The sequence below is a fragment of the Rhodophyticola sp. SM2404 genome (assembly GCF_053570515.1).
Map to the genome: position 1 here is coordinate 537508 of NZ_JBSEDL010000001.1, position 22290 is coordinate 559797.

General features: G+C 57.1%; 23 protein-coding genes and 2 tRNA genes. 20 read left to right on the forward strand and 5 right to left on the reverse strand.

Annotation, left to right across the window (positions count from 1 at the left end; all coding sequences use genetic code 11):
• The first annotated feature begins 118 nt into the window (after positions 1-118).
• On the forward strand, positions 119-2326 hold the full coding sequence (locus tag ACTYEO_RS02710; RefSeq protein WP_449322164.1) for an NADP-dependent isocitrate dehydrogenase: 2208 nt from the start codon (positions 119-121) through the stop codon (positions 2324-2326).
• Positions 2327-2544: 218 nt separating this feature from the next.
• A complete protein-coding gene (locus ACTYEO_RS02715; RefSeq protein ID WP_449322165.1) occupies positions 2545-4653 on the forward strand; it encodes a DEAD/DEAH box helicase in 2109 nt (702 codons plus the stop codon).
• Positions 4654-4816: 163 nt separating this feature from the next.
• Here ACTYEO_RS02715 and ACTYEO_RS02720 read toward each other — a convergent pair.
• A tRNA-Thr gene (locus ACTYEO_RS02720) sits at positions 4817-4891 on the reverse strand.
• 175 nt (positions 4892-5066) lie between these two features.
• Here ACTYEO_RS02720 and ACTYEO_RS02725 point away from each other — a divergent pair.
• The 17 genes from ACTYEO_RS02725 (at position 5067) to ACTYEO_RS02805 (ending at position 17886) form a co-directional block, all read left to right on the forward strand.
• A complete protein-coding gene (locus ACTYEO_RS02725) occupies positions 5067-5234 on the forward strand; it encodes a hypothetical protein (RefSeq protein WP_449322166.1) in 168 nt (55 codons plus the stop codon).
• 29 nt (positions 5235-5263) lie between these two features.
• Complete coding sequence (murA, locus tag ACTYEO_RS02730) at positions 5264-6535, forward strand: UDP-N-acetylglucosamine 1-carboxyvinyltransferase (RefSeq protein ID WP_449322167.1); 1272 nt, start codon at positions 5264-5266, stop codon at positions 6533-6535.
• The gene (locus tag ACTYEO_RS02735) at positions 6528-6995 is read left to right on the forward strand and encodes a DUF2948 family protein (RefSeq protein WP_449322168.1); all 468 of its coding nucleotides are present in this window, start codon (positions 6528-6530) and stop codon (positions 6993-6995) included. Before murA ends, ACTYEO_RS02735 begins: the two co-directional genes overlap by 8 nt.
• A gap of 72 nt (positions 6996-7067) precedes the next feature.
• Positions 7068-8381, forward strand: a complete 1314-nt coding sequence (gene hisD / locus ACTYEO_RS02740; protein WP_449322169.1) for a histidinol dehydrogenase — start codon at positions 7068-7070, stop codon at positions 8379-8381.
• Positions 8382-8383: 2 nt separating this feature from the next.
• Positions 8384-8860, forward strand: coding sequence for a UPF0262 family protein (locus ACTYEO_RS02745; RefSeq protein ID WP_449322227.1), 477 nt, complete (start codon positions 8384-8386; stop codon positions 8858-8860).
• 3 nt (positions 8861-8863) lie between these two features.
• Positions 8864-9334 carry an arsenate-mycothiol transferase ArsC gene (locus ACTYEO_RS02750; RefSeq protein ID WP_449322170.1) on the forward strand — a complete coding sequence of 157 codons (471 nt, stop codon included), beginning with the start codon at positions 8864-8866 and terminating at the stop codon, positions 9332-9334.
• Between the two features lie 4 nt (positions 9335-9338).
• Entirely contained in the window at positions 9339-9740 is a 402-nt protein-coding gene (locus tag ACTYEO_RS02755) for a ketosteroid isomerase-related protein (protein WP_449322171.1), read from the forward strand.
• On the forward strand, positions 9737-10321 hold the full coding sequence (locus tag ACTYEO_RS02760; protein WP_449322172.1) for a GNAT family N-acetyltransferase: 585 nt from the start codon (positions 9737-9739) through the stop codon (positions 10319-10321). The genes ACTYEO_RS02755 and ACTYEO_RS02760 overlap by 4 nt, the downstream gene beginning before the upstream one ends.
• Positions 10321-11208, forward strand: a complete 888-nt coding sequence (locus ACTYEO_RS02765) for a carbon-nitrogen hydrolase family protein (protein ID WP_449322173.1) — start codon at positions 10321-10323, stop codon at positions 11206-11208. The genes ACTYEO_RS02760 and ACTYEO_RS02765 overlap by 1 nt, the downstream gene beginning before the upstream one ends.
• 70 nt (positions 11209-11278) lie before the next feature.
• Positions 11279-11497, forward strand: a complete 219-nt coding sequence (gene infA / locus ACTYEO_RS02770; protein WP_011455993.1) for a translation initiation factor IF-1 — start codon at positions 11279-11281, stop codon at positions 11495-11497.
• Positions 11498-11499: 2 nt separating this feature from the next.
• Entirely contained in the window at positions 11500-12075 is a 576-nt protein-coding gene (locus ACTYEO_RS02775) for a Maf family protein (protein ID WP_449322174.1), read from the forward strand.
• Entirely contained in the window at positions 12072-13121 is a 1050-nt protein-coding gene (locus ACTYEO_RS02780; protein ID WP_449322175.1) for a ribonuclease E/G, read from the forward strand. The genes ACTYEO_RS02775 and ACTYEO_RS02780 overlap by 4 nt, the downstream gene beginning before the upstream one ends.
• Complete coding sequence (locus ACTYEO_RS02785; RefSeq protein WP_449322176.1) at positions 13118-13312, forward strand: DNA gyrase inhibitor YacG; 195 nt, start codon at positions 13118-13120, stop codon at positions 13310-13312. Before ACTYEO_RS02780 ends, ACTYEO_RS02785 begins: the two co-directional genes overlap by 4 nt.
• 108 nt (positions 13313-13420) lie before the next feature.
• Positions 13421-13495, forward strand: a tRNA-Phe gene (locus ACTYEO_RS02790).
• Positions 13496-14092: 597 nt separating this feature from the next.
• A complete protein-coding gene (locus ACTYEO_RS02795) occupies positions 14093-15334 on the forward strand; it encodes a tyrosine-type recombinase/integrase (protein WP_449322177.1) in 1242 nt (413 codons plus the stop codon).
• A gap of 233 nt (positions 15335-15567) precedes the next feature.
• Entirely contained in the window at positions 15568-16590 is a 1023-nt protein-coding gene (locus ACTYEO_RS02800) for an AraC family transcriptional regulator (protein ID WP_009807931.1), read from the forward strand.
• Between the two features lie 96 nt (positions 16591-16686).
• The gene (locus tag ACTYEO_RS02805; protein WP_009807932.1) at positions 16687-17886 is read left to right on the forward strand and encodes a serine hydrolase domain-containing protein; all 1200 of its coding nucleotides are present in this window, start codon (positions 16687-16689) and stop codon (positions 17884-17886) included.
• Positions 17887-18026: 140 nt separating this feature from the next.
• Here the strand turns inward: ACTYEO_RS02805 and ACTYEO_RS02810 are convergent, their stop codons facing one another.
• The 4 genes from ACTYEO_RS02810 to ACTYEO_RS02825 form a co-directional block, all read right to left on the reverse strand.
• Positions 18027-18593 carry a tyrosine-type recombinase/integrase gene (locus ACTYEO_RS02810; protein ID WP_449322178.1) on the reverse strand — a complete coding sequence of 189 codons (567 nt, stop codon included), beginning with the start codon at positions 18591-18593 and terminating at the stop codon, positions 18027-18029.
• Positions 18594-18788: 195 nt separating this feature from the next.
• Positions 18789-19520: a hypothetical protein gene (locus tag ACTYEO_RS02815; protein ID WP_089889120.1), complete on the reverse strand. Its 732-nt coding sequence runs from the start codon at positions 19518-19520 to the stop codon at positions 18789-18791.
• Entirely contained in the window at positions 19517-20158 is a 642-nt protein-coding gene (locus tag ACTYEO_RS02820; RefSeq protein ID WP_449322179.1) for an ATP-binding protein, read from the reverse strand. Before ACTYEO_RS02820 ends, ACTYEO_RS02815 begins: the two co-directional genes overlap by 4 nt.
• 67 nt (positions 20159-20225) lie before the next feature.
• Positions 20226-21044 (reverse strand): hypothetical protein, encoded by an 819-nt coding sequence (locus tag ACTYEO_RS02825; protein WP_449322180.1) that lies wholly within the window; start codon positions 21042-21044, stop codon positions 20226-20228.
• 187 nt (positions 21045-21231) lie between these two features.
• Between ACTYEO_RS02825 and ACTYEO_RS02830 the strand changes: the two genes are divergently transcribed.
• The gene (locus ACTYEO_RS02830; protein WP_449322181.1) at positions 21232-22011 is read left to right on the forward strand and encodes a hypothetical protein; all 780 of its coding nucleotides are present in this window, start codon (positions 21232-21234) and stop codon (positions 22009-22011) included.
• Positions 22012-22290 lie beyond the last annotated feature (279 nt).

Below are 22290 nucleotides of genomic sequence, written 5' to 3' on the forward strand. Positions count from 1 at the left end.
GGCAGGCTTCTCGGCTATGGGTGCTGGCGCTTCGTCGCACCTTTAAAATTCGGAAAAGCGTGGCAATCTTTTCCATTGTGTACTATGGCATGCAGAAATTGACCAAGGCGTGGATATCATGAACTCCAAGAACATTCCCGACATCATCTACACAAAAGTAGACGAGGCCCCCGAACTGGCCTCTGCTTCCCTTTTGCCGATCATTCAAAGCTTTGCCAAAGCGGCAGGCGTTAGCATCGGCACCAAGGACATCTCGCTTGCGGGCCGTATCCTTGCAGCCTTTGCCGATAGCCTGACGCCTGAGCAGCGCCAATCCGATGATCTGGCCGAGTTGGGTGATCTGGTCAAAACACCTGAGGCCAATGTGATCAAGCTGCCCAATATCTCGGCCTCGGTGCCGCAGCTTGTCGCTGCGGTTCAAGAGCTTCAGGGCCAAGGCTATGCGATCCCCGATTATCCCGAGACCCCGTCGAGCGATGCCGAGAAAGCAGCGCGCGCGAAATATGATGCGATCAAGGGCTCGGCCGTGAACCCTGTTCTGCGTGAAGGCAATTCCGACCGCCGCGCCGCCAAAGCGGTAAAAGCATTTGCACAGGCCAACCCACATCGCATGGGCGAATGGGTTGCCGATAGCAAAACCCGCGTTGCCTCCATGTCGGGTGGTGATTTCTTCTCGAACGAGGTCTCTGCGACCTTGCCTGCGGCCTCTGTTGCCAAAATCGTGCATATCGCCAAGGACGGCACCGAGACGGTTCTGAAGGACGGCATCAGCTATCCTGCTGGCACCGTGGTGGATGCAACCTTCATGTCGGGTAAGGCGCTTGACGCTTTCCTTGCCCAAGAGATCGAGGCGACCAAAGCCGAAGGCACGCTGTTCTCGCTGCATATGAAAGCCACGATGATGAAGGTCTCGGACCCGATCATCTTTGGCCATGCCGTGAAAGCCTATCTGGCACCTGTCTTTGAAACCTATGCCGATGAGATGGCAGCCCTTGGCGTGAACCCGAATTCGGGCCTTGGTGATCTGCTGGCCCGCGTCAAAGACAGCCCCGCGATCATGTCGGCCATCGAGACCTGCATGGCCGAGCGTCCACCGCTTTACATGGTTGATAGCGACCGTGGCATCACCAACCTGCATGTGCCCTCTGATGTGATCATCGACGCCTCCATGCCTGCCTTGATCCGTGCCGGCGGCAAAGGCTGGGGCCCTGACGGGGCCGAGCATGACGCCAATTGCGTGATCCCCGATAACTCCTATGCGCCCGTCTATGACGAGACGATCAAGTATTTCAAAGAGACAGGCAAGCTGGACCCCGCCACCTCTGGCACGGTGCAGAATATCGGTCTGATGGCGCAAAAGGCCGAAGAATACGGCAGCCACCCCACCACATTCGAGATTGTCTCGGATGGTGTCGTCAAAATGATCCTCGAAGACGGGTCGGTCCTGCATGAACATGCCGTTGAGGCGGGCGATATCTGGCGTTCCGCCAGCACGCGCAAAGCCCCGATCGAGGATTGGGTCGCTTTGGCAATTGACCGTCAGAAGGCAGAAAATTGTGAAGCAATCTTCTGGCTGGACGCTTCGCGCGCCCATGATGCCGAATTGATCGCTTATGTGAAGCCGATCCTTGAGGCCAAGGGCGTGGCCGACAAGTTCCAGATCCTTGCGCCTCGCGCGGCCACGCGGGCCTCGCTTGAAACGATCCGTGCGGGCAAAACCTCGATCGCGGTGACGGGCAATGTGTTGCGCGATTACCTGACCGACCTCTTCCCGATCCTCGAATTGGCGACCTCGGCCAAGATGTTGTCGATCGTGAAACTGATGCAGGGCGGCGGCTTGTTTGAGACAGGCGCGGGTGGTTCTGCCCCCAAGCATGTTCAGCAATTGATGGAAGCCAACCACCTGCGTTGGGACAGCTTGGGCGAGTTCTGCGCGCTTGGCGAAAGCTTCAAGTTCTTGGCCGATGCCAAGGGCAATGCCAAAGCGGGTATCTTGGGCGATGCGGTTGATGCAGCCACCCAAGGCGTTCTGGACAATGACCGTGGTCCGGGCCGTAAAGTCGGCCAGCCTGACAACCGCCATAGCCACTACTGGTTCGCGCGCTATTGGGCCGAAGCCTTGGCCGCGCAAACCGAGGATGCCGAGTTGGCCGCCCATTTCGCGCCAATGGCCAAAGCCTTGGCCGATCAGGAGGCCACCATTCTGGCTGAACTGTCGGCTGGCAATGGATCTGCGGCTGATCTGGGTGGCTATTACCACAGCGATGCGGCCAAAACCGCGGCTGTTATGCGGCCCTCAGCGGCTTTAAACGCCATCATCGGCTAACCCACGGCTCGGCCACCTGCCAAGCCATTGATGCGATGCCATGAATAGGCCGGTGCCCTGTCACGGGGTGCCGGCCTTTATCTTGCATGACGCAAGGCGGCAGCCGCTATGCGCAATTCGTCATATACTTTGCCTCTATTCCCCGCTATGCAGCGCCTTTGACGCGGTAATGGCGTATCTGGCGGATCTCCGCTGCAACCCTACGGATCACTCCCATAATGAATTCTTCTCTGACTGAGGCGCTCGCTGAGCGTGGCTATGACACACTGACCCCCGTTCAGGAGGCCGTGTCTGACCCTGCGCTTGCCTCAAAGGACCTTCTGGTCTCGGCGCAAACTGGTTCTGGTAAAACGGTTGGCTTCGGCCTTGCGATTGCGCCGACGCTTCTGGGCGATGAAGCGGCTTTTGGCCCTGCTGGTACACCTTTGGCGCTGGTCGTTGCTCCCACCCGTGAATTGGCCTTTCAGGTCATGCAGGAGCTGCGCTGGCTTTACGGCAAGACGGGCGCGCGGATTGCAAGCTGCGTAGGCGGCATGGATATGCGCGACGAACGGCGCACGCTGGATCGCGGTGCGCATATCGTTGTCGGCACCCCTGGTCGTTTGCGTGATCATATCACGCGCGGTTCACTTGATATGACAGGTCTGCGCGCGATCGTGCTGGATGAAGCGGATGAAATGCTTGATCTAGGCTTTCGCGAAGACCTTGAGTTTATGTTGGGCGAAGCCCCTGAAGACCGCCGCACATTGCTGTTCTCGGCCACAGTGCCGCCAACCATCGCCAAGATGGCGCAGCAATTCCAGAATAATGCCGAGCGGATCAACACAATCGGTGGCGCCAAGCAGCATAGCGATATCGAATACCAAGCCGTGCGGGTCGCGCAGCAAGATAGCGAGAACGCGATTTTCAATCTGCTGCGCTATCATGATGCCGAGAGCGCGCTGGTCTTTGCCAATACGCGCGCGGCAGTGAACCATTTGATGGCCCGCCTGACCAATCGCGGTTTCTCGGTGGTCAGCCTGTCGGGTGAGTTGAGCCAAGGTGAGCGGACCAATGCGCTGCAAGCCATGCGCGATGGTCGTGCGCGGGTTTGTGTGGCCACCGATGTCGCGGCGCGCGGCATTGACCTTCCGAACCTCACCCTCGTGATCCATGCCGATCTGCCCACCAATACCGAAAGCCTGCTGCACCGCTCGGGCCGTACGGGGCGGGCAGGGCGCAAGGGCATATCTGCGCTGATTGTGCCGCCCAAGGTGGTCAAAAAGGCCGAGCGTTTGCTCAAATGGGCCAAGATCAATGCAGAATGGACCACACCGCCTTCGGCCGATGACATTCGCAAGCTTGATGAAGAGCGTTTGATCAATGATCCCGTCTGGGAAGAACCCGTCACCGAGGCTGAAGCGGTATTTGCCGCGCAATTGCTGGAAAAGCAGTCGCCCGAGGTGATTGCGGCCGCCTATCTGCGGCTCTATCAATCGCGCCGTTCCGCGCCAGAAGAGCTTCTGGATGCCGATACACCACCGCCTGCGCGCGAGCATAAGGCCTTTGGTCCCAGCACTTGGTTCTCTCTCTCGGTCGGGCGCAATGACCGTGCCGAGGCGCGCTGGCTTTTGCCGCTGCTCTGCCGTGCGGGCAATATCGACAAAACCGCGATTGGCGCGATCCGTGTCCAAGATTCCGAGACCTTTGTTGAGATTTCCAAAGGCAGCGCGGATGGCATGATGAAAGCCATCGGTGCCGAGGGCGCTTTGGAAGACGGCATCAAGCTGCGCCAATTGGACAGCCCGCCGAACCTGCCAAAATCGGGGCCACGCCCTGACAGGTCTGAGCGCGGTAGCCGTGAGGATCGTGGCCCGCGCAAGCCGCGCGAGGATGGCCCCCGCAGACCACGCGAAGATGGCCCGCGCGGTGGCGGCAAGCCCGCCTATGACAAGGCCCCGCGCAAACCGCGCGAAAAGCCCGCCCCGATTGATCCGACCCGCGATGGTGCGGTTTCGACCAAGGGCTGGAAGCCCAAGGGCAAGGATGGCGCGTCCAAGGGGCGGCCTGCCTCGAAATTCGGTGATAAGCCTGCGGGCAAATCCTTTGGCAAACCTGCTGGCAAAGGCGGAAAGCCTGAGGGTAAGCCCTTTGGGAAATCTGGTGGCAAACCCGCCGGCAAACCTTCGGGCAAGCCCGCTGGAAAACCTGCCGCCGCGCCCTCAGGCGATGCGCGTGACAGCTCCAAGCGCTTTGTGCCACCCGGTGCCAAGCCACGCTCGGGCAAGCCCGCAGGCGGCCCCAAGCGCCGCACAGGCGGGGATGCAACGCCCAAGCGCCAGCGCTGAGGTCTATCGCAACTGACATGAACAACTCGGGCTCGTGAAGATTTCACGGGCCCGTTTCTTTTAGGTCCCTTGATATGAAGCAATGCCGAGGGCTGATTGCACAAGCCAAAGCAAAGCCAATGGGGCGCTGTCACGGGTGTCTCTAAGTCTGGAAGGGGGGAACTGGTGCCGCAGGGGAGGATTGAACTCCCGACCTCGTCATTACCAATGACGCGCTCTACCACTGAGCTACTGCGGCGCTCGGTTATCGGCGGTGAACTAGACGCAATCGCCAACTGACGCAAGCGTAATTTGGGTGTTTTTTGACAGCGTCCCGCTAATCGCCCCCATGTTGCGAAAAACCACCCTCTCGGGGTCTTTGCACGCTTGTGTTGTGCTGGACGGTTTTTCTCCTTCGGGTTAAGAGAATGGCTATGACAGTGAACCCTGACAAACCAAATGCGAAGGCACGACCTGCAAAGGGTGGCAATACCCGCGAGGATCGGTTGAAAGCCGCGCTGAAGGCCAATCTATCGCGCCGCAAAGCGCAGGCCCGCAAACGCAGTGACGGGGACCAAAAAACAAATGAGGCAGAGGGCTAGCGCCCAAGCCGAGAAAGAGGGCAGAGCCAGTGGATAGTATCATCGTAAAAGGCGGCGGCGAGCTGCGTGGACAGATCCCGATTGCGGGGGCCAAGAACGCATGTCTCACGCTGATGCCCGCGACCCTTTTGTCGGAGGAGCCGCTGACGCTGACCAATGCGCCGCGCCTGTCCGATATCCGCACCATGACGGCCTTGTTGCAATCGCTCGGCGCGGAAGTGACGGCGCTCAATGACGGCAAAGTGCTGACCATGTCTTCGCATGGTTTGAACAATCTTCATGCCGATTATGACATCGTGCGCAAAATGCGCGCATCGATCCTTGTATTGGGGCCGATGCTGGCGCGCGAAGGGCAGGCGGTTGTATCGCTGCCCGGGGGCTGCGCGATTGGCGCGCGCCCAGTTGATCTGCATCTCAAGGCGCTTGAAGCAATGGGGGCCGAGCTGGATCTGCGCGATGGCTATGTGCATGCCAAGGCGGCAGGCGGGCTGAAAGGCGCTGTCTATGAGTTTCCCTTTGTCTCGGTCGGGGCCACTGAAAATGCGCTGATGGCTGCAACCTTGGCCAAAGGCACAACCGTTTTGAAAAACGCAGCCCGCGAGCCCGAGATCGTCGATCTGGCCGAATGTCTGCGCCGCATGGGCGCGCAAATCGAGGGTGAAGGCACAAGCACCATCACCATTCAGGGTGTTGACCGCCTTGGGGGTGCCACGCATCCCGTCGTCACTGATCGTATCGAGCTTGGCACCTATATGCTGGCCCCCGCCTTTACGGGTGGTGAGGTGGAGTTGTTGGGCGGCAAGATCAGCCTTCTGCAAGCCTTCTGCGAAAAGCTGGACGCGGCTGGTATTTCTGTTGAGGAAACCGAAAAAGGCCTCACGGTTGCGCGCAAGAACGGGCGCATCCGCGCGGTTGATGTGCGCACCGAGCCTTTCCCCGGCTTCCCTACCGATTTGCAGGCGCAGATGATGGCGCTGCTTTGCACGGCCAGCGGCACCAGCGTGTTGGAAGAAACCATCTTCGAGAACCGCTTCATGCATGCGCCCGAATTGATCCGCATGGGCGCGCAGATTGATGTCCATGGCGGCACGGCGACGGTAACGGGTGTGGACCGCCTCAAAGGCGCGCCTGTGATGGCCACGGATTTGCGCGCCTCGGTCAGCCTGATCCTCGCGGGGCTTGCTGCCGAAGGTGAAACGGTGGTCAATCGTGTCTATCACCTTGATCGGGGCTATGAGCGGGTTGAGGAAAAGCTTTCGGCCTGCGGGGCGCAGATTGAGCGGGTTAAATCCGATGGTTGAAGACGCCCGCTTTGAGGATGGCGCAGAGCGCCCGCTGGCCTTGCGTGCGATGGATGCGGGCGATCTCGAGGTGATGTCGGCCTTGGTGCAGGATGCGGTTTTTCCGATCACCGAACTCAAACATGACGCCAAGCGCCGCCAATTCGCGATCCTGCTAAACCGTTTCCGCTGGGAAGACGGCCAGCGCCGTGATCCGCCCGAGCGGGTTCAATCGGTTCTGGTGATCGAAGATGTGATGAAAGTGGCCAGTCAAGGTTTTGATCGCACGCAAAGCGATCTGGTGCTGTCGCTGCTGGCAATGGAATGGATCGCGGGCGAGGATGGCACGGGCCGTCTTACGCTTGTTCTGGCGGGCGAGGGGGCCTTGGCCCTAGATGTCGAAGCCATCGGCGTCACCCTCAAGGATGTCACGCGCCCTTATCTCGCACCCTCGCGCAAAACGCCCGAGCATCCTGCGTGATTGCAATGCGCAATCGCGCTTGAGGCCAAGCGGTGCGCGCGCTAAGTCCTGTTCCGATTAACGGAGACGGATATGCCCCAATTCCTCGACAGTACAGATCGCGATTTCACCGCGCGCTTTAAAGCCCTGCTTGAGATGAAACGCGAAGACAGCCCCGATGTGGATGATGTCGTTGCTGGAATCATTGCCGATGTGCGTGCACGGGGCGATCAGGCCGTGATTGATCTGACCGAGAAACATGACCGTTTGGCCCTTACGCCCGAGACGCTGGCCTTCACCCCTGAGGAGATCGAGGCCGCCGTTTCGCAAGTGCCCGCGCATGAGCGTGCCGCCCTTGAACTGGCCGCCGAGCGTATCCGCGCCTATCACATTCGCCAATTGCCTCAAGATGCGCGTTGGACCGACCCTGATGGCGCCACTCTCGGGTGGCGCTGGACGCCTGTTTCGGCGGCGGGGCTTTATGTGCCAGGCGGTTTGGCCTCTTATCCCTCCTCGGTGCTGATGAATGCGATCCCTGCGGTTGTCGCAGGCGTGGAACGCCTTGCGATCTGTGCGCCGACACCTGATGGCAAAGCGAACCCGCTGGTGTTGTTGGCGGCCAAATTATCAGGGGTCGAGACGATCTATAGGATCGGTGGCGCGCAGGCGATTGCCGCGATGGCATATGGCACCGAGACGATCGCCCCTGTCGATAAAATCACAGGTCCCGGAAACGCTTTTGTTGCCGCCGCCAAGCGCCGCGTCTTTGGCAAGGTTGGCATTGATATGATTGCCGGCCCTTCGGAAATTCTGGTGATTTCGGATCGGGATAATGACCCCGATTGGATCGCCCTTGATTTGCTGAGCCAAGCCGAACATGACGAAAGCGCGCAATCCATTCTGATCACCGATGATGCGGAGCTTGGCCGCGAGGTGGCCGCTGCTGTTGAAAAGCGGCTCGAGACCTTGGAACGCCGCCATATCGCAGGCCCGAGCTGGCGCGATTTCGGCGCGGTTGTCACGGTGCGCGATCTCGATGAGGCGGCGGAGTTGTCGAACCAAGCGGCGCCCGAGCATCTTGAGCTTTGCGTGGCCGACCCCGAAGCGCTGAGCAGCAAGATCACCCATGCAGGCGCGATCTTCCTTGGTGCTTGGACGCCCGAGGCGATTGGCGATTATATCGGCGGGCCGAACCATGTGCTGCCCACAGCACGCTCGGCGCGGTTCTCATCGGGGTTGTCGGTGCTTGATTTCATGAAGCGCACGACTTTGGCGCAAATGACGCCCGCCTCGCTGCGCGCCATCGGTGCTGCGGCTGAAACGCTGGCGATCTCGGAAAGCCTTGAGGCGCATGGCCTGTCAGTCAGGGCGCGGCTTGACCGCCTGAACGAGAGCGGCAAGGAATGAGCATGCATATTTGCCATATCGAAATCGACACCACAGGTCTGGCAGCGCCAACCCCCGAGATCGAGCAGGAGCGCAAGGTCGCGATTTTCGATCTGTTGGAGGAGAACCATTTCGAGCTGCCCGCCAAGGATGACAAAGCCATCGCCGAAGGGCCCTATCGGTTGAGCCTGTCGATCAGGGAGAAACGGCTGGTCTTTGATGTGGATACCGAAGCAGGCGTAGATGCAGCTGAATTCCACCTCTCGCTCAGCCCGTTCCGGCAGGTGGTCAAGGACTACTGGCAGATTTGCGAGAGCTATTTCTCGGCGGTCAAAAAGCTTCCCGCATCGCAGATCGAGGCCATCGATATGGCGCGGCGGGGCATCCATAATGAAGGCGCGCGGGTTGTTCAGGAACGTCTCGAAGGCAAGGCCGATATTGATACGGATACCGCAAGACGCCTGTTCACTTTGATCTGCGTCCTACATTTCGGCGGATAGATATTGGAACAGAATTTACCCCAGTCGGTGCTTTTTTGTTGCGATCACAACGCAACACGATCGCCCATGGCGGAAGGGTTGATGAAGAAGTTCTATGGTCACCAATGCTATGTCCAATCGGCAGGGGTGAAGCATGAGTTGGAGATTGACGGCTTTGCCGTGGCGGTCTCGGCGGAGATGGGCGTTGAGTTGGAGCGGCACCGTGTACGCAGCTTTGACGAGATGGAGCAATGGGGCGATGACCTCTCGGGGTTTGATTTGATCGTAGCACTTTCGCCCGCCAGCCAGCGCCGCGCGCTTGATCTGACGCGGCATTACCATCTGGATGTGGAATATTGGCCGATCCTTGACCCCACAGGTCTGGGCGAGACGCGGGAAGAGAAACTGGCCTCCTATCGCCAAGCCCGCGACCAGATCATGGACAGGATCAAGGCCCGCTTTGGCCCGCCCCAGCCAACCAGCAGCGAGGGATAAGCAGATGAGCCTTGATGTGGTCACTCGGTATTACGCGGCCTTTAATGACGGGGATGTGGATGGGATGCTGGCCTGTCTGAGCGATGACATCGCCCATCATGTGAATGAGGGTGGCATCCGCATCGGCAAGCCTGCTTTTACCGAATTTTGCGCGCATATGAGCCGCTGCTATCAGGAGCATCTGAGCGATATCGTCGTGATGGTCTCGCAAGATGGCCGCCGTGCTGCCGCTGAATTCACGGTGAATGGCACCTATCTGCAAAGCGATGACGGGCTGCCCGAGGCAAAGGGGCAAAGCTATTGCCTGCCTGCGGGCACCTTCTTCACGATTGCGGACGGGAAAATCAGCCGTGTGGTGACCTATTATAATCTGCAAGATTGGATCAGGCAGGTCTCGGCGCCATGACGCTGCGCTACCAGAGTTTCACGGGCGAGAGCTTCGCCACTGTCGTGGAAGGGCTGGCAGGGCTGCGCATCAAAGTGTTTCGGGAATGGCCTTATCTCTATGAGGGTGATCTTGAATATGAGCGCGGCTATCTGGCGGGCTATGCCAGCCAAGGCGCGATTGTGGTGGGGGCCTTCGACGGCGCCCAGATGGTCGGGGCCTCAACCGGCCTTCCGCTTGGCCAACATGCAGATGATTTTCAATCGGCCTTTGAAGGCTCGGGTCTGGCGCTGGATCAGGTATTTTATTGTGCGGAATCGGTCTTGCTGCCCGCCTATCGCGGGCGTGGGGCGGGGCATGTGTTTTTTGACCGCCGCGAGGCCTTTGCCCGCGCAGAAGGGTTTCACCACAGTGCCTTTTGCGCAGTCATGCGGCCGGAGAGCCATCCTGCACGCCCTGCAAATTATGCGCCGCTGGACGGGTTTTGGCAAAAGCGCGGATATGCCAAGCTGGATGGTGCAATCGCGCGCTTCTCATGGCGCGATATTGGTGAGGCTGGGGCGAGTGAAAAGCCGCTCCAATTCTGGTTGAAGGAGTTGTGATGCGCATTGCCGCCGCCGCTTACCCCTTATCTGTGCTGGAGACTTGGCAGGACCATGCCCAGAAGCTGCACGATTGGGTCGCCGAGGCTGCAACGGCTGGGGCTGACTTGCTGGTCTTTCCCGAATATGGCCGCATGGAATTGGCAGCCCTTGAGGGCATGGCGGCGGCAGCCGATCTGGAGGCAAGCCTGCGCGCTGCCATCACTTGGACCGAACAGGCCAATGAGGCGATGGCGGCTTTGGCGGTTCAATACGGCGTGCATATTCTGGCCCCCTCTGGCCCCGCCAAAGGCGAGGCTGTGCGGCCAGTAAACCGCGCCTCTCTCTTTGGGCCGCAGGGCTTGATCGGGCATCAGGACAAACAAGTCATGACCCGTTTCGAGCGTGAGATTTGGGATGTTGTTCAAGGGGGTCCTTTGCAGGTCTTTGATACGTCTCTTGGGCGGATTGGGGTGCTGATCTGCTATGACGCCGAGTTCCCGCTGCTGGGGCGTGCCTTGATTGAGGCGGGGGCCGAGATTCTGCTGGTGCCGTCCTGCACCGATAGCCTTGCGGGTTACTCCCGCGTGCGGATCGGGGCGATGGCGCGCGCGCTGGAAGGGCAATGCGTGGTCGCGCACGCCCCCACGGTTGGGGATGCGGCGTGGTGCCCCGCGGTCGATGAGAATATCGGGGCTGCAGCCATTTACGGCCCGCCCGATCTGGGGTTTCCCGCAACAGGCATCATTGCCGAAGGCGCGATGAACCAAGCGGGATGGGTTTTTGCCGATATCGAGCGCGATGCGATTGCCAAAGTACGATGCGAAGGCAGTGTTTTGAACCATGCGCATTGGCCTGAAAGTGCCAATCGCGCAGCGGAAATCACATCTCGCGCAGATTTGCCTTGAAAACCGACACCTTTGGGCGCACATAGCCGTCCATGCCGCAGATTGGCGGCGATTAGTGCAAGGAGAGACCATGGCCAAGGAAGAGATGCTCGAATTCCCCGGTGTCGTGAAAGAACTTCTGCCGAATGCGACGTTTCGGGTCGAGCTTGAAAATGGCCATGAGATCATCGCACATACGGCAGGAAAGATGCGCAAGAACCGCATCCGCGTTCTGGCCGGAGATAAAGTTCAAGTTGAAATGACGCCCTATGATTTGACCAAGGGCCGCATCAACTACCGCTTCAAATAAACATGCGCCTTATCCTTGGATCAGGCAGCCCCCGCCGGAAGGAGCTTCTGGCGGTTCTTGGCGTTATACCAGACGCCATTCTTCCCCCCGATATCGATGAAGACCCGCGCAAGGGCGAATTACCCCGTCCTTATGTGGAACGCATGGCGCGCGAAAAAGCCCATGCCGTGCCCGCTCAGGCCGGCGATATCATCCTCTCGGCAGATACAACGGTGGCTTTGGGGCGGCGCATTCTGGGAAAGCCCGCAGATGCAGGCGAGGCGGCCTCGTTTTTGCTGGCGCTCTCGGGGCGGCGGCATCGGGTCTATACGGCCATTGTCCTGCGCAAGGGTGACCAGATTTGGGAACGCTGCGTTGAAAGCCGCGTGCAGATGAAAAACCTCAGCGATGAGGAATTGAACGGCTATCTCGCCACCAATGATTGGCAGGGCAAGGCGGGTGGCTATTCCATCCAAGGCCCTGCTGGTGCGTTCATTCCATGGATATCAGGCAGTCATGCCGCGATCATGGGGCTTCCTTTGGTTGAGACAGCGCAATTGCTGACAACAGCGGGTTGGCCAGTTTGGAGGCAATCATGAAGGGACGTATCGTCGTTCTTGATGAGATCGAGGGCCGCAAGGCTGCTGCTCTTATGGTTGATGGTCGGCTGGAGGAAATCGCCATCGACCCGCCCGAGGATGCACCGCCTGCTGTCGGGGCTATTTTCCGTGCGGTATGTGAGCGTCCGCTGAAAGGGCAGGGCGGGATGATCCTGCGTTTGCCGGACGGGCAGACAGGCTTTTTGCGGCAAGGCAAGGGCTTGGCGCCGGGCGATGTGTTGCTGGTGCAAGTCGCAGGTCTGGGCGAGGGCGGCAAGGCTACGCCGGTTACAACGCGGCTTTTGTTCAAAAGCCGCTATGCGATTGTGACCCCCGATGCGCCGGGCATCAATATTGCGCGCTCGATCCGCGACGAGGCGGAACGTGAGCGTTTGCTCGAGATTGCCCATGAAGGAATGCATGATGCCCCAGAGGGCTTTGGCCTGATCCTGCGCACCGCAGCGGAAGAGGTCGATGAAGAGAGCTTGGCTGAAGATATTGCCGCGATGCGCGGTTTGGCTGAGGCGGTTCTCGGCGATGCCGATGGCGCGCCAGAATTGCTGCTTGCACCACTTGATGCGCATGAAACCGCGTGGCGCGATTGGTCCGCCCCTGATCCTGATGAGGTGATCGAGCGGATCGGCAGCTTCGAGGAGCTTGGTGTGCTGGAGGCGATTGACGCAGTGCTGGCGCCGCCCATGCCCTTAAGCGCGGGCGCCTTCGCCATGATCGAGCCGACATCGGCCTTGGTGGCCGTGGATGTGAATACAGGCCCCGACAGCTCGCTTGCGGCGGGGCTCAAGGCCAATCTGGCCCTCGCCCGCGACCTGCCTCGCCAATTGCGGCTCAGGGGGCTTGCGGGGCAGGTTACGCTGGATGTGGCCCCAATGCCCAAGAAGGACCGCCGCCAGTTCGAAGACGCCCTCAAGCGCGCCTTCCGGGCGGATGCGACCGATACGGTTCTGGCTGGCTGGACGCCGCTGGGGATGTTCGAGTTGCAGCGCAAACGTGACCGCTGGCCGCTAAAGGAGCTTTGGCCCCGATGACGTGTCCGATCTGCCAAAAAGACACCGATGCAAAATACCGCCCCTTCTGTTCCAAACGCTGCGCGGATGTTGATTTGGGGCGTTGGCTGAACGGCACCTATGCCGTGCCCTCAAGCGATCCCGAGGATGTGGAAGAGGCCATTGATGCCGCCGAGCGCGCCCTGCGCGAAGATAGTTTACGACCACATTAAGCGGCTGTTCCAAAGCAGTGCATTTTTTCGCGGAATGGCTATGGACAGCCCCGCCGAGACGCCCTAGAACGCCGACACCCAACGGGGCATCTCGCCACCGTATCCCGTGCCCGGGTAGCTCAGGGGTAGAGCAGTGGATTGAAAATCCTCGTGTCGGTGGTTCGATTCCGCCCCTGGGCACCACTTTTACCAACAATATCAATGTCTTATCTGAGCGCAATGCGCGCTAAAGTTGTGTAATTCAAAAACACACCTTAAACACACTTTTTGCCGTGTTGCTGACTATTTTGACTGCGGATTCGTTGTGTTGAACACTGTGTTGGGTGTGGCTGTGTTGCTAACACTGTGTTGGTGGAGTTTTGGGACAACATGGTTAGGGACACAGCTTGTGCATCCCCCAGTAACATAGGAATCATTTTGCCTTTTGGCGTATTATACCAAGAGGCTTAATTTTTGAGACGACAGGGTTTTTCTTACTGAAAGATCGCACCACACGCTCAACAGCATCAGCTTGCTTTGGGGCTGAGCTTATGTGGGTAAAGCTACCGTGATCAGTATTTATAGTGATTTCAAATCTCGGATAGCGGCGAGTTAACGTCATCGTGGTTTCCTGTTGGTTCATTTTATTATTTCAAAGCACAATGAAATAACGATATCTTGAAGATGCAAGTTTTAATCCGAGACTAAATTGCACGATCGAAGCTTTCTCACACCCCCAAACACACACTTTCGTAGACTTGTTGGTGCGCTCTGCCATAGTGTTGGGTTGAGGAGCAGGACATGCGGCAGCTGCGTGACGATACACATCTGATACTGGACGGCGAGGTGCGGGTGTATCGACGTGAGCGCAGCAAGCGCTGGCAGGCAGCCTTTGTGATCGATGGGCACACTATCCGCATCAGCACCGGCAAGCGCGATCTGGCTGAGGCCAAGGAGTATGCCCGCAACACTTATTTGGAATATAAGTTCCGCCACAAGAACGACCTCCCTATTGTAACCAAGAAGTTCTCTGATGTTGCTAAGCTGGCCATTGCGGATATGCGCAAGCAGCTGGATGCTGGTTTAGGGCGTAAAGTGTTTGCTGATTACATCGTGTGCATTGAGCGTTATCTGATCCCGTTCTTTGGGGCACAGTATGTGACCACCATCGATTATGAGAAGGTGCAGCAGTTCTACGAGTGGCGGCGGGCCAAGATGGGTCGTGAGCCAAAGGCTTCAACGCTGAACACGCATAACTCAGCAATGAACCGTGTATTTGAAGAAGCAGTGGCACGGGGCTTTATAGCACACAAGAATGTGCCACTGCTGGTAAACCGTGGTGAGAAGAGCGAACGCCGTCCTGACTTTACCCGTGAGGAGTACGCTACACTTATCCGCAAGCTGCCCAGTTGGATCAATGTAGGCAAAGCAGGCAAGCCCACAGACATGCGGCACCTTATGCGGGACTATGTGTTGATCATGGCCAATACGGGCATGCGGCACGGCACGGAGGCGCTAAACCTCAAGTGGAAGCATGTGACGCTGTTTGAAGAAAAGGATCTGCAGTATTTGGAGATGAGCGTCTCAGGCAAAACTGGGCGCAGGGATATTATCTGTCGCAGTGGTACCATCAATTACCTAAAGCGCATACACGAGCGGTCAGAGGACATACGCCACATCCCGTTTGAAGACCTGCTCAAGCAGCGTGTTGATCTGCCTGTGTTTAGACTGCCCGATGGCACTGTCAGCAAGAACATCCACCAGACGTTCCGCAAGTTCCTTACAGACACAGGGCTGATCACATGTCCGCGCACAGGGCAGAACCGCACCCTCTACAGCCTACGCCACACCTATGCGACCTTTGCCCTGCTTAACGATGGGATGGATATACATGCACTCTCTGTTCAGATGGGCACCAGCATTGGCATGATTGAGCGGCATTACAGTCATCTTACGCCTCGCTTGAAGAAGGACATGCTCACGGGCAAGAGGTATGAGTTGAGCAGGGATGATTTTGAAGATCGCCAGAGTGAGGATGACTGATAAGGATCAACGTAAAGGGCGGGGAGCGGTCATTCGCTGCGGCTTGAACCAATGTCGGCATTGTAGAGCCTCACACGCCGGGGGGACAACGCGCTCGATCAGAACCTACGCCAGATCGCGACCGTGTCGGCGCGTCCCCACCAACACGTTCATTTCTTTACGACCAATGCCGGATGTCTACCTCGCCAATATCGTGTTACATTGACAATGGAATCACGAGGAGGAGCGGGGTTTTGCTGGAACATGCACTTGTACTGGATTCGTTAGGGGCGCCGATCAGGCACCGGCAGAAAACCCATTCAGCTGATTGGGACGAAGTGGAGGACTTCTGCCGGTCGGTCTATATGCGATATCGGGTGCGGCCTTTGGATCGCTTGTCCCTGCCGGATGCGACCATGATTTCGGCGAAGGCGGGCTGTGTGACCATGACCCGGTTTGCCTACGGCACCGGCATTCACCTTGACCGCTTCGATCCTGATGCCGGAAACATCCTTGTTCTTAACACCCTGCGCGGGGCATTGGATCATCAAACCGATGGTGGCTCTATTGCAACCGCTGCCGGGGAAAGCTTTGTCGTAGATTGCTCCCGAGCCGAATATTGGCTTGAGGGTGATCCCGACCATATGCAGCTGAACCTCACGATCCCGCATCAGGCGATGGTTGATACGGCCGAGAGGTGGTTCGGTTTCGTGCCGGATGACCGCCTGTGGACGAGCCGTGTCAAGATCGGCGGCCCCAACTCAGCCTGGCCCGCGCTTCTCGATTATGCCACCCGTGCCTTAACGCGCGCGGGCGAAGTCTCATCCGACGCAGTCTTGGTGCGGCATATCGAAGAGATGCTTTGCGTCGAACTTCTGCGACAGTGGGCATCGGCCGCTGGGTTGAGCCTTGAGACCGGGGCCCGCTGTGCAGCCCCCGGTTACGTTCGCGCGGCCGAGGAGATCATGGAAGCCGAAGCGCGCGAAGCACCTTCAATCGGCGATGTGGCCAAGCGTGTCGGCGTTTCTGCAAGGACACTGTCCGGCGGATTTCAGAAGTTTCGAGGTATTTCGCCTCGGGCATTCCTCGTGGCGCGGCGGCTTGACGGCTTTCGCCGGGATCTTGAAACTTTGCCAGCCAATGTGACCGTCACCGTGATCGCCGCAGACTGGGGCTTTTCGAACTTCGGCGCTCTGGCCGGCCGGTATCGAGAAAGGTTCGGAGAAACGCCGTCGCAGACGCGTGGTCGGGTCGCACGACGCGTCCGCCCGCACTGACTTCGTTTCCGAAATCGGACAGAACATACCGGTTGCGAACAGCGCGGCCGATCAGTGTTCCGCATTCTTCTCTTCACATCTTCAAGGGAGGAACCAATGAAGGACATCAACCCAAACGATCTGAAAATCCGGTGTGACGCCGTTCTGAACGGACTGGGCACCGGTCCGTCGCGTGTGCCCGGGGTTGTCGCGATGGCAACGGACCGCAATGGCGATATCTACGCCGGCGCGGCCGGAGAGCGGCGGCTGGACGGCGACGCAATGACGGAGGACACGGTCTTCGCCATCTTCTCGACCACCAAGGCAATCGCTGGCACCACAGCCCTGCAATGTGTCGAGGAGGGTTTGTTGGACCTCGATGCGCCTGCGAAAAACTACGCCCCGGCCATCGGTGAGTTGAAGGTGATCGACGGGTTCGACGCGGACGGCACCCCCAGACTGCGCGCCCCCAAAAGTGATGTCACGACCCGCCAACTGATGCTGCACACGGCCGGTTTTGGCTATGATTTCTTTAACGAGACCTATAAGCGCCTCGCCGAAGAGCAGGGCCAGCCCTCTGTCGTCACCGGCAGCCGCGCCTGCATCGAAACCCCGCTGCTATTCGATCCGGGCACGAAGTGGGAATACGGCACGAACATCGACTGGGTCGGACAGGTCGTCGAAGGCATCCGCGGCAAACGCCTGGGCGAGGTTATGAAAGAGAGGATCTTCGACCAGCTCGGCATGCAGGATATCGCCTTTACCCGGACGCCCGACATGAAGGAGCGGACCGCGACCATCCACGCGCGGGGCGAGGATGGCGGGCTGACCCCGATGGACGACTTCGCACTACCTGATGACCCTGAGGTCCACATGGGCGGCCACGGGCTCTACGCGACTGTGCCGGAATACATGAAGTTTATCCGCATGTGGTTGAACGACGGTGCCGGTCCGAACGGGCGGGTCCTGAAACCCGAAACCGTCGAATGGGCCGTGCAGGGCGCACTTGTCCCACCGCAGAAAGTCACCATGCTGCCCGGCGTCATTCCCTCGCTTTCGAATGATGCAGAATTCTTTCCGGGCATACCCAAGGACTGGTCCTACACCTTCATGGTCAACACCGAAGACGCGTCCACCGGGCGCCCGGCCGGCGCCATCGGCTGGGCCGGGCTGGCGAACAGCTACTATTGGATAGATCGAAAGAATGGGATCGGCGGCTACTGGGCAACGCAGATCCTGCCGTTCGCAGATGGGGTCTCCTTTCCAGGGTATATGGATTTCGAGAGCGCGGTCTACGCGGCCCTCTCGGGGCAATAACGGCATTTTCCTGCTATGCCAAAGGGCGGGGCGCATGCGCGCCCCGTCGGACTTGCCGGTTTTCACGCCTTAGATAGGTTATGAGATAAAGAAGCCATTGGACGGGTTTGGACCGAACGTCCGCTAAGGGCCGAAAGCGCCTACAGCAGCTCCACAGCCTCGCTAAGCTGCTCAGAATTCACATCGATATATCTCTGGGTAGTGCTTATGTGACTATGCCCCGCCAGCTCTGCTAACAAGCGCACCCCCACGCCTTTGTTGGCCAACCTCGTGATGTAAGTGCGTCTTCCCGAATGGCTTGAAGCATCCTTGAGACCCACAGCTTTGTAAATGTCCAAGAACAGCTGACACATGGTGTTGGCTGAGAAGTGCCCACCCTTTTGGCTCTCAAACAGCGGGCGCTGAGGATCGCCCAAGTATTTAATCGCGCCATAGTCTCCAAGTGCCTTCCGCAAGCGCTGGTTCAAATACACCGTGCGTGTATGCCCGCCTTTGCTTTGTGCTGCGCTGAGGATGAACTGCTCACGCACGTTGCCTGCCTCATCAAACACATTGCCGACTGTGAGCGCTGCAATCTCCTTGGCCCTCAGCCCTGCGTAGAAGCTGACCAGTATAATCGTTTCATCACGTGTTGGATGTCGACGACTGCGACAGTACTGTATAACCCTGCGCAGCTGCGCCTCGTTCAATGTCTGTGCTTGACGCATGTGCTGATCCCCTCAAAACCTAAGCTTTTGTGTGCTTTGAGTATAAAGTCTGAGGTATTGGTTGGGCGACCGGAAATGGCCGTGAATGGTCCGTCAATGAATTCAATAAGTTAAGCAAAAACCTCATACAATACACATTCTATGAGGTTTTAAGCAGTGCGGTTCAGCTCAAGCAAAACTGCGCAGTTAAAGCCTTCAGGGCGTGCTCATAGCGACTTGCTGCTTTGCCAATTGCAGATGATTGACCAAGGGAGCAAAATCGCCTGCCATCTTGAGCAGTATTTTGTATTTGGCGAAGTCGTATAAGTGCACTTGATCGATGGCGGGCAAGATCACCTGCAGCTGTTTTACTAAATGTGCAAACTGAGGTTCTGCCTTTAACGCACTCAGCCGTGTCCAAAAATGCTCAAGCCAAAGCAGTAGCGCCGCGAACTCAGCAAAGCGCCCTTCTGCAAGGTCGCGAAGGTGGCTTTCATAAAAGCCAGCTAATTCGAAGTCTTTGAGTTCAGCTTTGTTCGAAACATAGAGGGCATGGTCCAACGCGCCCAAGACAACAGCTGGCGCTGTATACGTCGCTGTCAGTTCGTCTAATGCACCGTCAAATAGGTCTGAACGGCCGTTGAGGGTAAAGTAGTCATGAACATTATCAGCGAAGCGAAACGTCGACTGCAGCTTTACAAGATAAACCTCTTCATCGATCTTTTGCATGAGGCTGTGGGGTCTTAAAATGATTTTGCTGTCAAAAGGTATCTTTGAAACAGCGCTGTCCAGCTCACAGGCGTAATCGCGACTATCAAGATCAGCATGTGAAGCTGGCACTTCCTCTTCAACAATATGCCACAGCCGCACATCGTATTCGTTGGCGATCTGACAGGTTAGATGAAGCGCTGCAATGCATTTGTTGTATGTGTCTAAAGCATTGGTCATGGCGCTAGCGCCTTGCTGGCGATAACCGTCTCTTCAACGAGATCGATCAGATCACGTGCGCTGCCTTGAAAGCTCTGCAGCATTTGCTCTACGTCAACTCTTGCCGGGGTTAGCCCCTCGGCTTCCAAGATAGCCTTGGCACGATCGACCCAATCAAGATTTCTGGGCGGGTCTAGGTCAATCACGCGGAACCTGCTGAGCACGGCCCCCATGATGCGGCTCTTGTGGTTCGTGGTGGCCACAAAGCGGATGAGATGACGTTTGCTGTCCATAAACTCGCGGAACTTGGGCTGCACTGTGCGTAGGTCCATCTCATCGATCTCGTTGATGACGATCATAGCTTTGTCCGGATTGCCAAACATCTGATAGTTTACCTCAGACATGATCTTGGCTTCATAGTCTTTACCAAGGCTGGCAGCATTATATTCCCATTGTATGTGCTGAATATTGTGATGCTCAAAGTGACTGTGAGCGATCACACGTGCCGCTTCTGTCTTGCCTGCACCTGGTGGGCCTGCGAGCAACAAAGGCTTGGCGGGTGGCAGCTCACAATATGAGCGAATAACACTGGCATTGAGCGGGTCCGCAATGACCAAATCGTCAAAGCTGCGCGGTAGGTGTTTAAGATCAAATGACATGCTCAGCTCCTTTGGATGCATGTAGATGGAGTGGGGCAAAATATGACTGCCCCACTCACCGTTAGATTTATCCATAGGTATGGGTTGCTGCGCCGTTTGTGCGCACGCCACCGCCAGACACGCTGACTTGTGCACCTGATCCAACGCGGATCATTTTGGACGCAAACTCACGCACATCACGTGCACGCTTGGTTGCGAGATCACCTGCGTCAAGCTTGGCGAGGCTTTCTTGAGCGCGTTCATCCAAGTCTTTGCCCGATGACACAAGCACAGCGTCAATGATGCCCGCTTCGTTGCACCCGTAAACAATCGTGCCTGTGCCGTTGTCATTGCAGCGCACCAGCGCAACTGCATAGTCTTCTTCGTAATCGGTATTGGGCTGGATGAACGTTGGCAGGTCAAACGTGCTCACGCCCACTTGCACTTCCTGCAGACCCTCAAGCGCCAGCTTCTTGAAATCCTCTTTGGACATGGTTGTTGATTTTGTGGATTTGGGCACGCGGCGTACTTCTTCAATGCCACCACATTCCTGCACATAGCTGGTGAAGCTTTGATCTGGCCCCTTCATATCATGAGCGATTGATATGACACTTGAATAGGCAACTTCACGGCGACCTTGCCCTGCAAAGACGTAGCGCACTACTTTTAATGCAAGGCTGGTATTAGCTTGGGTTTTGATATCCAAATCTGTGAGCAGTGCTGTAAAGGCGCGGCGTTTGCCAACTTCTGCTTTCAGCTCAGCGTAAAGCGCATAGACACCTTCAAGAATGGCATAGAGCTCTTCATTGGCTGCACGCAATGTGCCTTCTTCCCATGTCGCCCGTGCCGCATGCATGGCATCAAGGCGCTTGTGGATATTAGTTTTCAGATCGTTTTGAACAGACATAGTAGTCCCCTTCATCAATAATTGTGCCCGTATGGGCTCATGTGTTTGCATCTGGGTTTTGAGGAAATTGAGCAGCCAGTGGCTGTGCTGCACAATGTTCCGATATTAAAAACATCAGATTGAGACTTTTATAGTAAAAAGATTTGGCTAATTTTGACTCCATGTTCCACCGGAGGGAGATGGAGTCATGGTCACAAACAAGGCCAACGCAACGCGGCACATACTGAGCTTTAAGACAGCGCCACCTGTTATCCACATGGTTTCGCGGCGAAGGTTTCGAGGAGGGCGCAATTTGCCATATCGAGATGCTGAGCCCTACAAAGCGTCCATTTATTATTGGTGGTGGGCATTTTTAAAGCGCAATCCTGACTATCAGCAGACATGTTCAAATTCAGGCAACGGCATGCTTGCGCGGCTCTACAAAGACTTTGGGGACGTATTTGAAAGTGATTTTTTGACCTGGTGGAGTTGCCATCAAGGGTTGTTTGCAGAAAAGACGTCACTGATTGAACAGGCTGGGGCGCACCGTTTGAACCCCACCTTATTGTATCAAATTGATCTTCATAGACCGCTAAGCCACATCCGGGAAGAAATTAAAGCCTTACACATGCACGCACATGCTATCATGCCCGCAGCTCCACCCAAGCAAACCTCAACTGCAAAATATCCAATTTACACAAATGTTTCTGCGCACACGCTGCACAAGGTTTTGACTATTTGGGATTTACGCTGCGCACACCCTGACACATCTGCCTATGATCTAGGCGTGCTCGCTGGGTTTAGGGCGAACATTCTGGCCCCACCCAAATATGGAGAAACTCGCACACGCGCCGCAATCAAAACGGACGCTCATAACAAGCGGGCTCGCACAGGCATTGCGAACCAAACTAACCGATATTTGCGCACTGCAGAGCAGTATATTGACAACGTAGGGCGCGGAGAGTTCCCAAAAGCCTTGCGTCGGTAAAATTTAAGGCATTGATATTAATGCGTAATAAGGCAAACACTGTGTTTGGATTTAGTATGTTTGGCAAAAATGGCAAACACAGTGTTTGCAACATGTATGTTTGACGCAGTAAATCGAAACACTGTGTTTGAACTGTGATCGCGAACACAGTGTTTGAGTTGCATTTGTGCTGCTGGCGCAGAGAACTGTGCTGACTTTTTGTAGGGCAGATTTGCTGTGTTTGTGTTGGGATGATCCGTGATTGCGGGATGTCTTGGCTGCGACGTGTACTGCAATCAT